The sequence below is a fragment of the Synechococcus sp. RC10A2 genome (assembly GCF_047502605.1).
The window spans coordinates 247548-263992 of the sequence record NZ_JANSHP010000042.1 but is presented as its reverse complement, the minus strand read 5'-3'; the positions used below and the strand labels follow the sequence as shown (position 1 = coordinate 263992).

At 61.7% G+C, this 16445-nt stretch carries 13 protein-coding genes; 6 read left to right on the top strand and 7 right to left on the bottom strand.

Annotation, left to right across the window (positions count from 1 at the left end):
- The first annotated feature begins 79 nt into the window (after nucleotides 1–79).
- The 3 genes from NW848_RS05490 (at nucleotide 80) to NW848_RS05480 (ending at nucleotide 3862) form a co-directional block, all read left to right on the top strand.
- Complete coding sequence (locus NW848_RS05490; protein ID WP_414510690.1) at nucleotides 80–1261, top strand: type IV pilus twitching motility protein PilT; 1182 nt, start codon at nucleotides 80–82, stop codon at nucleotides 1259–1261.
- A gap of 12 nt (nucleotides 1262–1273) precedes the next feature.
- Nucleotides 1274–2485 (top strand): type II secretion system F family protein, encoded by a 1212-nt coding sequence (locus NW848_RS05485; RefSeq protein ID WP_414510689.1) that lies wholly within the window; start codon nucleotides 1274–1276, stop codon nucleotides 2483–2485.
- A 78-nt stretch (nucleotides 2486–2563) separates the two neighbouring features.
- A complete protein-coding gene (locus NW848_RS05480) occupies nucleotides 2564–3862 on the top strand; it encodes a sigma-70 family RNA polymerase sigma factor (protein WP_414510688.1) in 1299 nt (432 codons plus the stop codon).
- Between the two features lie 437 nt (nucleotides 3863–4299).
- On the opposite strand, the gene NW848_RS05475 is transcribed toward NW848_RS05480, so the two are convergent.
- Both NW848_RS05475 and gspE read right to left on the bottom strand, forming a co-directional pair.
- Complete coding sequence (locus NW848_RS05475; protein ID WP_414510687.1) at nucleotides 4300–5160, bottom strand: HDOD domain-containing protein; 861 nt, start codon at nucleotides 5158–5160, stop codon at nucleotides 4300–4302.
- A gap of 9 nt (nucleotides 5161–5169) precedes the next feature.
- The gene (gene gspE, locus NW848_RS05470) at nucleotides 5170–6903 is read right to left on the bottom strand and encodes a type II secretion system ATPase GspE (protein ID WP_414510686.1); all 1734 of its coding nucleotides are present in this window, start codon (nucleotides 6901–6903) and stop codon (nucleotides 5170–5172) included.
- A gap of 570 nt (nucleotides 6904–7473) precedes the next feature.
- Between gspE and NW848_RS05465 the strand changes: the two genes are divergently transcribed.
- Entirely contained in the window at nucleotides 7474–8700 is a 1227-nt protein-coding gene (locus NW848_RS05465; RefSeq protein ID WP_414510685.1) for a hypothetical protein, read from the top strand.
- Here the strand turns inward: NW848_RS05465 and NW848_RS05460 are convergent.
- On the bottom strand, nucleotides 8697–9887 hold the full coding sequence (locus tag NW848_RS05460) for a M48 family metalloprotease (protein WP_414510684.1): 1191 nt from the start codon (nucleotides 9885–9887) through the stop codon (nucleotides 8697–8699). The genes NW848_RS05465 and NW848_RS05460 overlap by 4 nt on opposite strands.
- A gap of 84 nt (nucleotides 9888–9971) precedes the next feature.
- Nucleotides 9972–11303: a GH1 family beta-glucosidase gene (locus NW848_RS05455; RefSeq protein WP_414510683.1), complete on the bottom strand. Its 1332-nt coding sequence runs from the start codon at nucleotides 11301–11303 to the stop codon at nucleotides 9972–9974.
- 88 nt (nucleotides 11304–11391) lie between these two features.
- Between NW848_RS05455 and NW848_RS05450 the strand changes: the two genes are divergently transcribed.
- Complete coding sequence (locus tag NW848_RS05450; protein ID WP_414510682.1) at nucleotides 11392–12690, top strand: bifunctional 3,4-dihydroxy-2-butanone-4-phosphate synthase/GTP cyclohydrolase II; 1299 nt, start codon at nucleotides 11392–11394, stop codon at nucleotides 12688–12690.
- 169 nt (nucleotides 12691–12859) lie between these two features.
- On the opposite strand, the gene NW848_RS05445 is transcribed toward NW848_RS05450, so the two are convergent.
- The 3 genes from NW848_RS05445 to NW848_RS05435 all read right to left on the bottom strand — a co-directional run bounded on the left by NW848_RS05445 (nucleotide 12860) and on the right by NW848_RS05435 (nucleotide 15014).
- Nucleotides 12860–13645: a menaquinone biosynthetic enzyme MqnA/MqnD family protein gene (locus NW848_RS05445; RefSeq protein ID WP_414510681.1), complete on the bottom strand. Its 786-nt coding sequence runs from the start codon at nucleotides 13643–13645 to the stop codon at nucleotides 12860–12862.
- On the bottom strand, nucleotides 13645–14520 hold the full coding sequence (locus NW848_RS05440; protein WP_414510680.1) for a UbiA-like polyprenyltransferase: 876 nt from the start codon (nucleotides 14518–14520) through the stop codon (nucleotides 13645–13647). The genes NW848_RS05445 and NW848_RS05440 overlap by 1 nt, the downstream gene beginning before the upstream one ends.
- A gap of 173 nt (nucleotides 14521–14693) precedes the next feature.
- Complete coding sequence (locus NW848_RS05435; RefSeq protein WP_414510679.1) at nucleotides 14694–15014, bottom strand: nucleotidyltransferase family protein; 321 nt, start codon at nucleotides 15012–15014, stop codon at nucleotides 14694–14696.
- A gap of 84 nt (nucleotides 15015–15098) precedes the next feature.
- Here NW848_RS05435 and NW848_RS05430 point away from each other — a divergent pair, with 84 nt between their 5' ends.
- Nucleotides 15099–16439 carry a multiheme c-type cytochrome gene (locus tag NW848_RS05430; RefSeq protein ID WP_414510678.1) on the top strand — a complete coding sequence of 447 codons (1341 nt, stop codon included), beginning with the start codon at nucleotides 15099–15101 and terminating at the stop codon, nucleotides 16437–16439.
- Nucleotides 16440–16445: the final 6 nt, after the last annotated feature.

The window sequence follows — 16445 nt, the reverse complement described above, 5'->3', positions numbered from 1 at the left end:
CACAGGCAATTTCGCGGTAAAGTTTTTGCCCCGCCCTGCCCAAAATACTCTCGGCTCAAAACCTGCCGAGGGGGTCACTATGGAACAGCACTTCGATTGGCGGAAACTGGTCGGGCTGGAGGCAGCGGACGACGAGGAGCAGCCCACGAATCAGGCGAGCGATGTCACCCTGCAAATTGCAGGCGACGAGCAGTCGGTGGAGGACATCACTATCGACGATTTGCTGCGCCAGTGCGTGGAGCGCGGCGGCTCAGACCTGCACTTGACAGTGGGACTGCCGCCCACAATTCGCTTGAGCGGGCATCTCACACCCCTGCCCTACAAGCCACTCACGGCGCACGACACCCGACGCCTCGTCTACGAAGCGCTGAACGACCAGCAACTGGAGCAGTTCGAACGCCACCACGAGCTGGACTTCGCCTACACGGTCAAAGACACGGCGCGGTTCCGCTTCAATGTCTACATGCAAAAGGGCGCGGTCGCCGCTGCGATGCGCGTGATTCCGTCGCGAATCCCTTCAATCGAGTCGCTGCGCCTGCCGTCGGTCATCTACGAGGTGGTCAAAAAACACAGCGGGCTGGTGCTGGTCACGGGTCCCACAGGCTCTGGAAAGTCCACCACGCTGGCGTGCATGATTGACCTCATCAACCAGACGCGCCCGTGCCATATCATGACCATCGAAGACCCCATCGAGTATGTCCACACGCACAAGCGAGCGATGGTCAACCAGCGCGAGGTGCATACCGACACCGAAAGCTTCCACAACGCCCTGCGCGCCGTGCTGCGTGAAGACCCCGATGTCATCCTGATTGGCGAGATGCGCGATTTGGAAACCATCCAAGCCGCGCTCACCCTCGCCGAGACGGGGCACCTCGTGTTCGCCACCCTCCACACGCGCAACGCCCCGCAGACCATCGACCGTATCATCGATGTTTTCCCGCCGCACCAGCAGGAACAGATTCGCGTGCTGCTGGCGAACACTATCGAGGCGGTCTTCGCGCAGCAACTGATCCCGATGATTGGCGGTGGGCGTATCGCCGCCATCGAGGTGATGCTCGCCAACGCTGCCATCCGCAACCTCATCCGCGAGGGCAAAACGCACCAGATTTACTCGATTATGGAAACGCAGTCGGGACAGGGCATGATTACGATGGATCGTGCGCTGGCAGACCTGCACCGCAACGGCTACATCACCTACGAGGAAGCCGTCAACCGCGCGATGGACAAGGAGAACTTCACGCAACTGCTGAAGACCGCCTAAGGAGGATAGGCTATGCCGCTGTACGGATACGAAGCCGTCGATAACAAGGGGCGCACGCTCAAAGGCGCGATAGAAGCCGACAACGAGCAGCTCGTGCTTGCGAAACTGCACGAGCAGGGGCTGCATGTGGTGCGCGTCGCGCCCCAACGCGCCAAGACGCAACTGTTCAGCGGGTTCGGCAAGCCCAAAAAGCCGAAACTGCAGGCGCTGGTGCTGTTCACCCGCCAATTCGCCACGATGATCGACGCGGGCATCCCCATCCTGCGCTGTCTGGACATCCTGCACACGCAGACGAAAGACCACGCGCTCAAAAACGCTATCGACGCCATCCGCAAGGATGTCAAAGCGGGCATGGCGCTCAACGAGGCGATGGAGAAGCACCCACTGGTGTTCTCCGACCTGTTCGTGAACATGATTCGCGCGGCGGAGGTGGCGGGTATCTTAGACCAGATTTTAGACCGACTGGCGACCTTCCTCGAGAAAGACCTCGAAGTGCGCCAGAAAATCAAGTCGGCGATGATGTATCCCGTGATGGTGTTGGTCTTCTCGTTTCTCGTGCTGATCGCCATCTTCACCTTCGTGCTGCCAAAGTTCAAGGAGATATTCGCCAGCATGAATGTGGAGATGCCCACGATGACCAAGTTCCTGTTCAGCGCGAGCGACTTCATGGTGGGCTACTGGTGGGCGATTGCAGGCGCGCTGGTGGGCGTGGTGTTCGCAATCAGGGCGTATATCCGCAAGCCGCGCGGACGCTACCAGTACGACTACCTCAAGCTCAAGGTTCCGATTTTCGGCGACTTGGTGATGAAGCTGGCGGTGGCGCGGTTCGCGCGTACCTTCGGCGTGCTGGTCGCCAGCGGCGTGCCGCTGATGCGCACGCTGGAGATTGTCGGGCAGACTTCGGGCAACCAGGTGCTGGCGACCGCCATCGAGGGCACGCGCCAAAGCATCCGCGAAGGGCAGCCGCTCAGCGCACCCTTCGCCGCCACAGGACTTTTCCCATCGATGGTCATCCACATGCTCGACATCGGCGAGGAATCGGGACGCCTCTCCGAAATGATGGTCAAAATCGCCGACTTCTACGAGCAGGAGGTGGACGCGACTATCAAGGGGCTGACCTCGATGATCGAGCCGTTGCTTATTGTGTTTCTCGGCGGCATCGTCGGGTTCATCGCCATCTCGATTATGATGCCGATGTTCAAGCTGATTAATGCGATTCAGTAGCTCGGTTGGGCGGGCTGTTGCCCGCCCTGCCTGCGCGGTCGGGATGACCGCGCCACACACGCTCAGGAGGAGCGCGCCATGCTAAAACGGGATACGGAGGAACTGGTGTTGGAGTATTGCCAGACGCGCGACCTTGAACTGCGCGACGCGATTACGATTCAGCTGTCGGGGCTGGTGGAAAGCATCGCCCGTAAGTTCATCGGCTCAGGCGAACCCATCGAAGACCTTATCCAAGAGGGCTATCTGGGGCTGCTCAACGCGCTGGACTTGTTCAAGCCCGAAAAGGGCGTCAAGTTCACCACCTACGCCACGCACCTGATTGTCGGGCAAATCAAGCACTACTTGCGCGACAAGGGCAAAATTATCAAAGAGCCTGCCTGGCTCCAAGAGTTGAACAGCAAAATCAACCGCGTGGTCAACGAACTGAGCGCGCGCTATGGACGCCCGCCCACCACGCAAGAGATTGCCGAGTTTTTAGGTATGACCGCCAAAGCCGTCGAAGATGTGCTGATGACGCGCGAGGTGTTCAAAGTCAGCTCGCTTGACGCCATCTACGAAGACGAGGAAGAGGAATGGAACGGCTACGACCTCGAAAAACTGCACTGCGAGCCGTGCCAGACCTTCAACCTGCCGATTGAGGAGCGCGTCGTCGTGGAGACCGCTATGCGTCAGCTAAAGCAGATTGAGCAACAGGTACTCCACCTGTTTTTTGAGGAAGGCTACAACCAGACCGAAATCGCGCATATGCTTAAAATATCGTGTAATTATGTCTCGCACATATTGAGGAACGCGACGCAGAAGCTGCGGCGGATTATTAGCGAGGCGGAATGGATTGACGAGCAGCGGTTCCGTGCGCGTGCGCTGGCGCGTGGCGATTTTGAGGCGCGTATCTTAGACCCGCAGACGGGGCTGTTCTCGGCGGACTACCTCGCCGTGCGCCTGCGCGAGGAGGTGCAGCGCGCCGCACGCTATGACCAGAGTGTGGGCTTCGCCATCTTCGAGTTCGCGACCGAAAAGAGTGCGCTGGACGCGCTGGGCGAGTTCGCAATTGGCGAACTGCTGCTGCAGGCGTCGGCGGTCGTGCGCGAGGCAACGCGAAAAGCGGATATTGTTGGGAGGTACGGACACACCACGCTGGGACTGCTGCTGCCCTACGCGGGCGAACACGCGCCTAAAATCGCCGAGCGCGTGGCAGCCGCACTCGAAGAGTGGCTCCTAACAGCGTTCAGCCCCTCGATGCACGAGCGGTTCCACATCTACTTCGGCTGGGCGTTCTACCCGCGCGACTGCGACGATTACGAGCAAATTATGCGCGCTGCCGAGCAGCGACTGCTGGAGCATCGGGCGCGCACTCGATTGCATGGGGAGGCGGCTTAGAAGCTCTCGTGCGGTATACCCTTACCAAAGAGTGAGGAGCTGATGAGGATACACTGCTCGGGCTTGCTACGTGCGCGGTGTTCGCGTTTTTTGCCCTCACCCCCAGCCCCTCTCCCATCGTGTGGGAGAGGGATGTAGGGGCGCACGGCGGTGCGCCCTACCGTTCCCCCTCTTCCGCTCACGCTGGAAAAATTGTGCCCACCCTGAGAATTCAATGCTTGATTGCCGTACCCTTATCAGGAAGGTCGGGGTTGGGGTAAGCAATCTCGAAATCTTACTGCATGGGCACTTAGAGGCTGTCGAGCATTTCCGCATTCTCGCTAAGCGACGCGCTAACCACTTATGGCTCCCACAGGGATAGGATACCCTATGCCTGACAATTGCTCGACAGTCTCTTATTACCTCACAGCCATATACCGCGCCGACTGTGCGCTTCCCTACCGCCCCAGCGCCACCATCGGCGAAGACTGAATCTCTACCTCACAGCCCAGATACAGCGACTGCAACTGCTGCGGCGTGAGGTGGAGCGTGTCTACAGTCCACTGGGGCAGGTCGAACCACCAGTCGTCGGGCGCGTCGGGCTGACGCAGCAGGTGCGCCACATGGTTCGCCAGCACGACGACCGCCGTGAGCGGTGCGTCCTGCAGCCCGTCCGACGAGTCGGCGTGGTGGCAACCGATTGCCTCCACGAGTTTTTCGGGAAAGCCCCAGTGCAGGCTCACGGCGCGCCCCACCGCCGCGTGGTCGCAGCCGTACACCTGCTGCTCCGCCGTTAGCTCAGGCACGCCTTGCGCCACGAGGTCTTCCACCTGTTCGTAGGGCGCGTCGCCGTAGCGGTCTAAAAGCGGCTTGCCGATGTCGTGCAGCAGCCCCGCCGTGTACGCCTCATCTGGCGAGACGCCCGACACCTGTGAAGCAATCAGCCGCGCGCACAGCGCCGTGTCTATCGAATGACGCCACCACTTGCCCCGCCGCAGGTTCTGCCGATCGGTCTTGCCCACAAACAGGTCGAACACGCTCACTGTCATCGCCAGATTGCGTACTGCCTTGAACCCCAGCAGCACTACTGCGTCCTTGATGGAGGCAATCTTGCGCGAGAAGCCGTAGTACGCCGAGTTGACTGTGTTCAGCACGCGCGTGGACATCCCCTGATCGATGCTAATCAGCCGCTCCAAGTCCTTCGCGCTCGCGTTGGGATTGCTGGTCAGGTGGATGATTTGATGTACGACCTGCGGCAACACGGCAAGGTCTCGCACCTTCTGCACGACCTGCCCTACCGATTGCGTTTGCGTGACCATGGTAGCCTCCTATCCACTATAGATGACGCGCACGATCTCCTCGATGCTCGTGCGTCCGAGCAGCACTTTCTGTAAAGCGTCCTCCTTGAGTAGGCGCAAGCCGTGTTCCACGGCAACTTTCTGGATAGCATACGCCGCTGCGTGCTTGAGAATGAGGTCGCGCATAGGGTCAGACATCACCAGCAGTTCGTGGATGCCCGTGCGCCCTTTGTAGCCTGTGTTTTTACAGTTTTCGCAGCCCTTCGCGCGGTAAATCGTAATCTCGTGTAGGTTCGGCGGCGGGGTGAACCCGTAGCGGGTGAACTCCGATTCGGTGGGTTGGTATGGTTCCTTGCAACGGGGACAGAGGGTGCGCACCAGCCGCTGCGCCAGCACAGCAATCAGCGAGGACGCTATCATGAACGGCTCGACGCCCATTTCGGTCAGGCGCGGCGGCGCACTCGACGAGTCGTTCGTGTGCAGGGTGGATAGCACCAAGTGCCCTGTCAGCGCGGCTTCGATCGCGATTGTTGCCGTCTCACGGTCGCGCATCTCGCCCACCATGATAATGTCGGGGTCTTGGCGCAGCATCGCTCGCAGTGCGCTCGCGAAGGTCAGCCCCGCCTTCGGGTTCACCTGCACCTGATTGATGCCAGGCAACTCGTACTCGACGGGGTCTTCCGCCGTGATGATGTTCACCAGTCCTGTGTTCAGCCTCGAGAGTATCGAGTAAAGCGTGGTGGACTTGCCCGACCCTGTGGGACCCGTCACGAGAATAATCCCGTAGGAGCGGCTGACGACCTCCTCCAACTTGGCAAGCGTATCGGGCAGGAAACCGAGCTTTTCGAGACCGACGCGCACGCTGGATTTGTCCAGCACGCGCATAACGATTTTTTCGCCATAGATACACGGCAGGGTGGAGACACGGAAGTCGTACTCGCGTCCGTCGATGGTCGCGCTGATGCGGTTGTCTTGCGGGACGCGCTTCTCGGCGATGTCCATATCTGCCAAGATTTTGAAGCGCGAGGTGAGCGACGCCTGCACCCGCTTGGGCAGCACCATCGAGTCGATCATCACGCCGTCGATGCGATAGCGCACCTTGAGGCACTCGCGCGTGGGTTCAATATGGATGTCGCTCGCGCCGTCGGTGATTGCTTGTGTGATAATCATGTTCGCCAAGCGCACCACGGGCGCGTCGTCGGCGATTTCACGCAGCTCCTCTGCCGAAAGCTCGTCCTCGGCGTTGTCGTGCAGGAGCATCTCGCTCTCGCCGAGGTCGCGCATCAGCTCCTTGACGGTGTCCGAGACGGCAGTGTCGGTGCGGTAGAGGCGCTTGAGGGCGTTCTGGATGTCCTCTTCGGTGGCGATGGCAGCTTCGATTTCGTGCTTCGTGTGCTGGCGGATTTCATCGATGGCGAAGATATCCAGTGGGTCTGCCATCGCGACGAGCAATCGCCCATTCTCTTTGGCGACGGGCACGGCGCGGTAGCGTCTCGCCAGTTCTGGGGTGAGCATCGAGGCGAGTTGTGGGTCTGGCGGGGTGTCGACGAGGTCTACAAACGGCACGCCCCAGTGATGTCCCATCACGCGCACGCGGTCTTTCTCGGTAATGTGTCCGAGTTGCACCAGTAGGTGTTCCAGAGGCAACGGCACGCCCTCCTGCTGCTTCTGGAGCGCTTCGTGGAGTTGCTGCTCAGTGATTAGCCCCATTTGCAGGAAGAGGTCAGCGATGCCGACAAAGCCCGTTGCGCCTCCGTACCCCATCGTCGAGGGGGATTATTCCACAGAAGGGGGCATTTTCACACGCATAGGGAAAAAGAAAGTGCCCGAGCGCTTTGGGGAAGTCCTTTTCGGAGCCGCCTTCCCACAGAGCGTCGCTTCGAAGCTTTGGAGCCTTGACCGACGTTGCCGCCGATCCGTAGGCGTCCTATCACTCCTCGAGTGGGCGCTCTGGTTCCGAGCGTTCCTAACCCGCTGCTTGCGGTCGCCTTTGCTGGGGCGCAGGCTTCCGCATTACCCCTCGCGCGCCTTACGCTTCCTGCTTGCGCAGCGAAGCGGGACACAGGCTGCGCGAGGTTCCCAACGGCAGGGGCTTTCCCTCTGCACTCGGGCTGCGTCGTCAGGTTTCCCCAACGACGCCTTAATTATAGCACATCGAACGCCCGTTTGTCAAGGGGTTAAGGGGGTTTTAAGGGCAAATTGGGGGGAAATTCGGGGTAAATTCTCAGAAATTCGCGGGCGGCTGGGGGCGCGGCGAGATCCGAACTTCGTCCGCCTTCTCATTTGGAGCGCCTATCCTGCAGTTTCGGTTGCAAAAAACCGAAAATAGGGCATGTGAGCCGACTGGAGATACGCACGGCAGGTGCGGTGGACGACTGGACGCTGCTGCGCTGGACGAACGGCGAGGGCGACGCGCTGAGCCTCGCGCCACCTTGCGTCGGAGAGACGGCGACGATACCGCCTGCCCCGTTCGGTATCGCCTACCCTGCACTACTGAAGGGCGTCGGGCGTGTGTACCTGTGGGGGAACAGTTTCCACGCACGCACCCAACAAATCGTGCTGGAACGCAACTTGGCAGATTGTTACTTCAGGGCAGCAAGTACGCTCGTCAGGCAATACGCGCGGCGCGGCGCGCCGATGGAAACGGCGCAGGAACGCCTTCAGCAAGCGCAGGCGTTGCATCGCGAGCAGCGGTGGGTGGAGTGCCTCGCGGCAAGCGTCGCCGCCGCCGAAGCGAGCGTAGTGAGCCTCGCACGCGCGCGACTGGAGCGGATGCACGGGCGCACAGCCTTCCTGTGGGGCGTCTGGGCTGAAGAGCCTGCCGATGGAGAGACGCCCCTCGCTGCCTTAGCGCCGCCCTTGAACCTTATCACCCTTCGCAAGTTAGACCCGTCCGACGGACGGCGACCCCTGCTCCAGCAGGCGCAGGGCATGCGCACCGCCGTCGCCGCGTTCTGGGCGGAGTGCGACCGCTTCCCGCAGTCTGTAGACGCGCTCCGCGACGCTATCACCGCTTATCGGGGCAGCGTGCGCTACTGGAACATCGCGGCGCACTTGCACCACTGCAAGCCATCCGAGCGGTTGACGCAGCAGATTGGCGCGCTGTGTGAGGCTGGGCGCGACGCCGATTTCGGCATCATGCGCCTGCTGCACGGGGCGCACGGTTTTTACGAGGCACACAGCCCCTACGCGCTGCTGGCGCAGTGTACCGAAGCAGGTGTGCCCTACGAAGCCGTCCACTTAGAATGGCAGTGGTACGACGGCACGCTCTACGACCTCGACCAGTTGCTGGAGCGCTATGGCGAGCTGGGCAAGCCGATACACCTGAGCATCAGCCTCCCCCCTGAAGGAGGCTACAGTGTTTTCTCGCGCGACGAGCCGCTGGCGTGGGTGGAGCAGGCGTGCCTGATCGCGCTCAGCAAAGCGTATGTGGTTGCGCTGCAGGTTCCCCTGCGCGCCACAGCCTCCAGCGCGGGCGCGCTTGGGTCGGATGGACAGCCCAGCGCACACTGGCAACAAATCGCGCAGGTTGCAGCGTGGAACGCTTCGATGCTGGACTAAAAGCTCATGCGTACGGCGTCGCTCCAGAGCAGGCGGCGGATGGCTTCGCGCGTAGCTTCCGCGACCGCCTCCGCAGGCTTGCCCGCAAGTTGAGCGTCTTCGTCCGTGATGCGCACGACCTCCTGACCCTTGACCAGCACCCCACGCTTGTCCGCGCTCAGCTGCACCTCAAACAGTTGCACGCCGTCGTCCAGCAAGGTGTTGAGCATTCCTGCAATCCGTTCCGCGCGGGCACGGGAGCTGCCCAGCTCCGCATGGGGCGCAGGGGTGAAGATACGAATCTTCTCAAACTGCACGGTGTAGAGACCGTCAGGTTGCTCTTTGTCTTCCATGAGGGCGTGGACTGCCAGGGCGGGGCTGACCTCGCGGCGGCGGATGGGGATGCCGTACTCCTGCAGGGCGCGTCTGATGGTCTCCACGCGCTCGCGCGTAATCGGGTGCGTGCGGAAGATGCCCCAGTCAATCTGGGGACGCTTGCGCTCCTCCGCCGCCAGCCGCTCCATAAACACCAGCAGCCCCACGGGGTTGTACGGCGAACGGCGCAGGTATTCCAGCGCGGTCAGGTCAGAATCGGTCTCCGCCTCCTGGCTGAAACTGCTCACGCGGGCGATGCGATACAGTTGCGCGCCCGTCATCAGCCCCGCGAAATCCTGCGACGGCAGCCGCCCGAAGATGCCCACCAACAGCGCAGGCAGCAGCACGCTTTGCTGAACCTTCACATCGTCGCGGATGAGTTTCATCACATGCCGATGCGCCGCGTGCGCAATCTCGTGCGCCAGCACCGCCGCCAACTCGTCGTCGCTGGACACAAAGTCCAGCAGCCCCTTGTTCACGAAAATAAAGCCCCCAGGCACCGAAAAGGCGTTCACATCCTTCTCGTCGATAATGCGGAAGGTGTATTCAAACGGCGCAGGACCCGACTCGCCGTAGCGCGCCTCTGTGCGGGTCTGGCGAGCAATCTCTGCCAGCGTCTGCCCAATCCGATTGACCCGCTCCACCAGTTCGGGGTCAGTGATAAACTTGTATTGCTTCTCGATTTCGGCGACGACCTTCTTGCCGAATTCCACCTCCTGCTGGTCGCGTGGCGAAAGGGTGGGCTGCTCGCGCGCTTGTTCCTGCGCGACGAGACTCCCCACCAGCACCAGACAGGCAATCAGCAGGTGAATCGGCTTCCAAAGCACTCGCATGGTCTTTCCCCACAGCGGCGCGTCCGAAAACTATAGACGATGCGCGACGCAGAGTCGTTCCCTATTATAGCACATCTCACGCGGTTAGCCGCCCCGTTGCCCCGCGATGAACTCGGCGTACCAGCGTCCGCTGGTTTTCATCGCGCGCCGCTGCGTTGCATGGTCCACATATAACAGCCCGAACCGCTTGCTGTAGCCAAACGCCCACTCGAAGTTGTCCATCAGCGACCAGTAGAAGTAGCCGCGCAGGGGGATGCCGTCGTGGATGGCGCGGTGTGCCTGCTCCAAGTGAGCGCGAATGTAGTCCACACGCAGCGGGTCGTCCACTTCGCCCTGCGCGTTGGGCGCGTCGGGGAACGCCGCACCATTCTCAGTGATATATAGTGGGATTGCGCCGTATTCGTCGCGAACCCACTTCAAGATTTCGTACAAGCCCTCGGGGTAGACCTCCCAGCCCATCTCGGTATGCAGTCTGCCCTCTTGGTACACCGTGCGCGAGCCGATAGGCTCACTGGCATCGTAGGCGATGACATTGCGCGTGTAGTAGTTTATGCCGAGAAAGTCGATGGGCGTTCCGATGGTTTGCATATCGTCGGGAGCGACCCTGGGCGCGAACTCGCCGATAAAGTTCAGCACCGTGTCGGGGTACTCGCCACGGAAGATGGGGTCTAAAAAGTAGCGGTTGATGAAGTTGTGCCACAGCGTGGCGACCATTTGGTCTTGGGGGCTGTCGCTGGCAGGCTGTTGCGGACCGAGGTTCGTCACGATGCCGATTCGCGCGTTGGGCAGCCCCAGCCCGCGCAGCGCCTGCACCGCCTTGCCGTGCCCAAGCAGCATGTGGTGTCCTGCCTTCGCCGCCGCGCCGATGTCGCGGATGCCAGGCGCGTGCTGCCCCCACAGGTAGCCCAACGCCATCACCACCCACGGCTCGTTCAGCGTCGCCCACAAATGCACGCGGTCGCCTAACTCGCGGAACATCAGGCAGGCGTAGTCGGCGAACCACTTGGCGCAGTCGCGGTTCGCCCAGCCGCCCATATCTTGCAACTCAGCAGGCAGGTCCCAGTGGTACAGCGTAATCATCGGCGTAATGCCCGCGCCGAGCAGCCCGTCCACCAACCGCTTGTAGAAGTCCAGCCCCTTGTGATTGACCGCGCCGCGCCCCGTGGGCAATATGCGCCCCCACGCCACCGAGAAGCGGTAGGCGTTCAGCCCCAGCCGCTTCATCCACTCGATGTCTTCTTGCCAGCGGTGGTAATGGTCGCACGCCACATCGCCCGTGTCGCCGTTCAGAATGGTTCCTGGTGTGTGGCTGAAACGATGCCAGATAGACGCCCCCGCGCCGTCCGCTAACGGCGAGCCTTCAATTTGATACGCCGCCGTCGCCGCGCCCCACAGGAAGTCTTTCGGAAACCGCATAGCACATGCGAGTTCGCGCTCTGAGCGGAGGTTCCTGCAACAGTGGCAAATCTATGCGCCAAAGCCCCTCTAAGGTATAATTTGAGTGATGCATACCCCGACAGGCGTCGTGGAAACAGCACAGGAGCGCGACCCGCAGGTGTTCGCAACCGTTGAGGAAGCCGTCGAGATCATCCGCAACGGGGGCATGCTCATCGTGGTCGACGACGAAGACCGCGAGAACGAGGGCGATTTCCTGATGGCAGCCGAGAAGGTCACCCCCGAAGAGGTGAACTTCATGGTGGTGCATGGGCGCGGGCTGCTCTGTTTGCCGACCGACGGCGCACGGCTGGACGAACTCGGCATCCCGATGATGACCAAAGCCATCACAGCACAGTTCGGCACGCCGATGGCGGAAGCGATTGACGCCCGCGAGGGCATCAGCACGGGCATCTCGGCGTTCGACCGTGCGCTCACCATCCGCAAGTTCTGCGACCCGAACGCCAAGCCCGACGATTTCGTGCGTCCAGGGCATGTGTTCCCGCTACGCGCCGCGCCTGGAGGCGTGCTGCGCCGCGCAGGGCACACCGAAGCCGCGGTTGACCTCGCGCGACTGGCAGGGCTGTTCCCCGCAGGCGTTATCTGCGAGATTCTGAACGAGGACGGCTCGATGGCGCGTCTGCCCCAACTCATCGAAATCGCCCGCAAGCATGGTCTGAAGATTTTAACCATCGCCGACCTGATTGCCTACCGACGCCAGCACGAGAAACTGATTCAACGCGCCGCGCCGCCCGTCGCGCTACCCACTAAGTATGGGCACTTCACTGTGTACGCTTATGAATCGGAGTTAGACCCGAACCCATACCTCGCGCTGGTGATGGGCAAAGTGGACGACGGCGAGCCTGTGCTGGTGCGCATGCACTCCAGTTGCATCACAGGCGACCTGCTCGGCTCGTTGCGCTGCGACTGCGGCTCGCAGCTGGAACTCGCGCTGCGCAAAATCGCCGACGAGGGGCGCGGCGTGCTGGTCTACATCCTGCAAGAGGGGCGCGGCATCGGCATCGTGAACAAAATGCGCGCGTACCACCTGCAGGAACACGGACTCGACACCGTCGAGGCGAACCAAGCGTTGGGGTTCAAGCCCGACCTGCGCGACTACGGACTGGGCGCACAGGTGCTGGTCGACCTCGGCGTGCGCAAAATCCGCCTGCTGACCAACAACCCCAAGAAAATCGCGGGGCTGGAAGGCTACGGGCTGGAGATCGTCGAGCATGTGCCGCTGGTGGCGACGCCCAATCCGCATAATCTCCGCTACCTGCGCACCAAAGCCGAAAAGCTGGGACACCTCCTGCCGATGAGCGCGCTGCAGGAGGGGGGCGATTCCTCCCCCGTTGACGGGGATGACTAAGTTCCGCCACGACAGTTGAGGCAGAGGGGCAGAGAAATAGCGGTTGGGTGTGGGGTGTGGAGGGGGGTGTGTCGTTGAGTTGGTTGCAGGCGTTTTGGTTATGAGTTTTTCGGGTGTGAATGTGTGGCAAACTCCAGGCGGAAGCAAGGTTTCCGCTAAAGCTTGTGCTTCAGCACTCCAAAAGTGTGGTGTGTTCGCGTAGTGTGGCATACTCTTGCAGAAACCGCCCCAGCCCCGCTCGCAGCGACTCGTCTAACTCATAGACCATCACATCCTTGAGGTAGCGTTGGCACACCGCGCGCGGAATGCCCGTGCGCTGCGACTCCGCATCGATAATCGCATCCAAGTGCGCCTTGCCCCACTGGTAGGCGCGTTGCAGCAGTTCGGCAAGCGGCTGGTCGGGTGTCTCGGCATTCGCAAGCCACAACGCCCACACGAATGGCAGCCCCGTGTAGGCGCGCCACGCGCTGCCCAAGTCCATCACCTCGCGCACTTCGGGGTGCGCAGCCGTCATCCCCAAGTCGCCAATCAAAAGTGCGGCGTCCGCCTGACGCAGCATTGCGTCCAAATCGGGCGCGGCGTGCCGATACTTGGCTTCGACGCCATACGCGCGGGCGAGCAGTATCTGCGTCAGCGCGACGGAGGTCAGCGAACTGGTGTCCAGCGCAACCGTGCGCACCTGGCGCAAAGGCGTTTTGCAGAACAGGCGCACGCTCAGCACCGCATCGCGCGAGCCGATGCACAGGTCGGCGACGGGGCGCACATCGTCGCGCCGCGCCAACTCCACCGACGAAACCAGCGCGACCTCCAACTCCCGCGCCTGCAACTGCCGCGCCAGCACGGACGGCGGCGCGTACACGACCTCCACAAACGACGACGCCTCGTCGGTCTCCAGCCAGCGCGTCAGCGGCGCGGCGTTAACATAGGGCACACTGCCTACGCGCAGTCTTCGCATTACAGCACCCGATCTACCAGCGCGAACAGGAACAGCCCGATGCTCACATAGCCGTTCAGCGTGAAAAACGCGACATTCAGACGGCTCAGGTCGTTGGGCTTGACCAGCGACTGCTCGTAGGCGAGCATCAGCGCGGCGCAGGCGACGCCGACGAAGTACCACACCCCCGCCCCCAGCGCGACGCCCCCCACCGCGAACAGCACGATGCACAGCGCGTGCGACAACCGCGAGACGAGAATCGCCCGCGCTGCGCCCAGCGTCTGCGGCAGGCTCCGCAAGCCATACGCGCGGTCAAACGCCTCGTCCTGCAGGCTATACAGGATATCGAAGCCCGCAACCCAGCACATCACGCCCAGCGTCAGCCACACGGGGGGCAACTCCAGCGTGCCGCGCACGGCAATCCACACCGCGCTCGGCGCAATCCCCAGCGACAGCCCCAGCCAGTAATGCGACAGCGGCGTGAACCGCTTGGAGTACGAGTAGCCCAAAATCACCGCCAGCGCGACAGGCGCAAGCATCAAGCAGAGCGGGTTCAACTGCCATGCCGCGTACAGGAAGACGAGGATTGCTACCCACATCGCGGTTGCCATCTGGCGGGGGGTGAGCAAGCCTGCGGGCAGGGCGCGCGTGCGCGTGCGCGGGTTCAGAGCGTCCACATCGCGGTCTGCCAGCCGATTGAACGCCATCGCCGCCGTGCGCGCCGCAACCATCGCCACGAGTATCCAGCCCACCACCCGCGCCGACGGCAGACCCTCCGCCGCGTAGAGCAGACTCAGCAGCGCGAACGGCAAGGCGAAGATGGTATGCTCGAACTTGATGGCTTCGAGGAAGATGCGCACTTTGCCCCAAGACGCCCGCAGGCTTGGCATAGACATCGCACGAATTGTACCCCACATGACCGCGGCTTCGTACAGGTATACGGTGGCTTCGTATGCATATCTCGAGGAAGTGGTAGCCCTGTTAGCACGGGTGGTGAGACTACATCGCTTCGTACCACCGTGCCTTGAAGCAAGCAACTACTCACTGCCACCCTGCGTCTGGAGCTGATTTATGAGCGCCTCGATCTGCATAGTGGGATTGCCTCTTGCAAGACTCGCTCACGGATGCGAGGCTTGAGACCGTGCGCGCTCACCACATCTACCTTAACCCCCAGCAGCTCCTGAAGTTCGACCCAAAGCCCTGCGTGGTCGAGCAGGCTTCGGTTGGGTTCGAACTCCACGAGCAGGTCGATATCGCTTTGTTCGTCTGCTTCGCCACGCGCGACGGAGCCGAAGACGCGCACATTCCGCGCGCCGTACTTTGCGCAAATCTGCAAAATTTCGTCCCGCTTGGCTCTCAGAAGCGCCTCAAGGGTCATCTCCGTGCCCATAGGATACCCTCTATGCGGGCGAAGCTCTTCTATTCTTCCATGTAAAGTTTCCGCCTGTTTGGTATAATAGGGGCGGGTGAAACCATGCGTTCGAAATGGGTGGTGTTGCTAATCCCGTTTGTCGCGCTTGCGGCGTTGGGCTTCTATCGCCCTGCTGCGCCAGAGCCGCGCGCGCTGTCGTTGAGTATCGTCTTCGGCTCGGAGATTAATGGCTACATCACGCCCTGCGGCTGCAGCAAGCCGATGGTCGGAGGCATCCCTCGCCGCGCCACCTTGCTCAAGCAACTCGCCGAGAAACACACCCTGCTCAAACTCGAAAACGGCGACCTGACCAAAGCGGCGGGACGCCAAGACGAACTGAAAGCCGAGGCGCTCATCGAGATGCTGAACGCGATGGGCTACGACGCGCTCAACTTGGGCAAGTACGACTTCCAACTGGGGATGGACTACCTGCGCGCGTTGCAGGCGCAGTTCAAAGGCACAATGCTCTGCGGGAATGTGCAGGAGGGGGGCAACCCCGCCTTTGACGCCTACACGCTGGTCGAGAAACGCCACTTGAACCGCCCCGTGCGTGTGCTGATTGCGGGGCTAATCTCCGAGAAATATGCCGACGCGATACGCAAGCGCAACCCGCACCTAAGTATCATTCCTGCCGCACAGAAACTGGATGCGCTGCGCTCGCAAATCGAATCGATGGGTGACCTGCGCGTCCTGCTATTCTACGGCGCGGCGCAGGAGGCGACGCAGTTGGCGCAGGCACACCCCTACTTCCACCTGATTGTGTACGCGGGCGGCGGCGACGGACCCCTGCCTACCAAGCAGGTCGGGCAGACGCGCCTTGTGTTTGCGGGCAACGACGCCAAGTTCGTCGGGATTGCACACCTGAACGAGAATGCGCCCTACGAAATCGCTCGCGTAGAGCATATACGCTTGACCGAAGACTTCAAGGACGACGAGCATGCGCTCGCGCTCAAGCTCGGCTACTTGGCGCGGGTGGAGGCGGAAGACCTGCTGGCGATGGTGCCGCGCCGCCCAACAATCAACGGCGATACCTTCGCGGGCAGCCGCGCCTGCATGCCCTGCCACTCGGAAGACTACCGCATCTGGCAGCGCACCGCCCACGCGAAAGCCATGCAGACGCTCATTGACGAGAAGCACGACAAAGACCCCGAATGCGTCGTGTGCCATGTGGTCGGGCTGGAGTTCGAGGGCGGCTTCCAGAGCATGCAGAAGACGCCCACCCTCAAAGATGTCGGCTGCGAGAGCTGCCACGGTCCCGCCCGCAAGCATGTGCAAGACCCCGAAAAGCATCGGCTGGGCAAGGCGGGCGAGCAGTCGTGCATGACATGCCATGTGCCCGCGCACAGCCCTGGTTTTGACTTCCCGACCTACTGGAAGAAGATCGAACACGGCTTCAAAAAGTAGCGACGG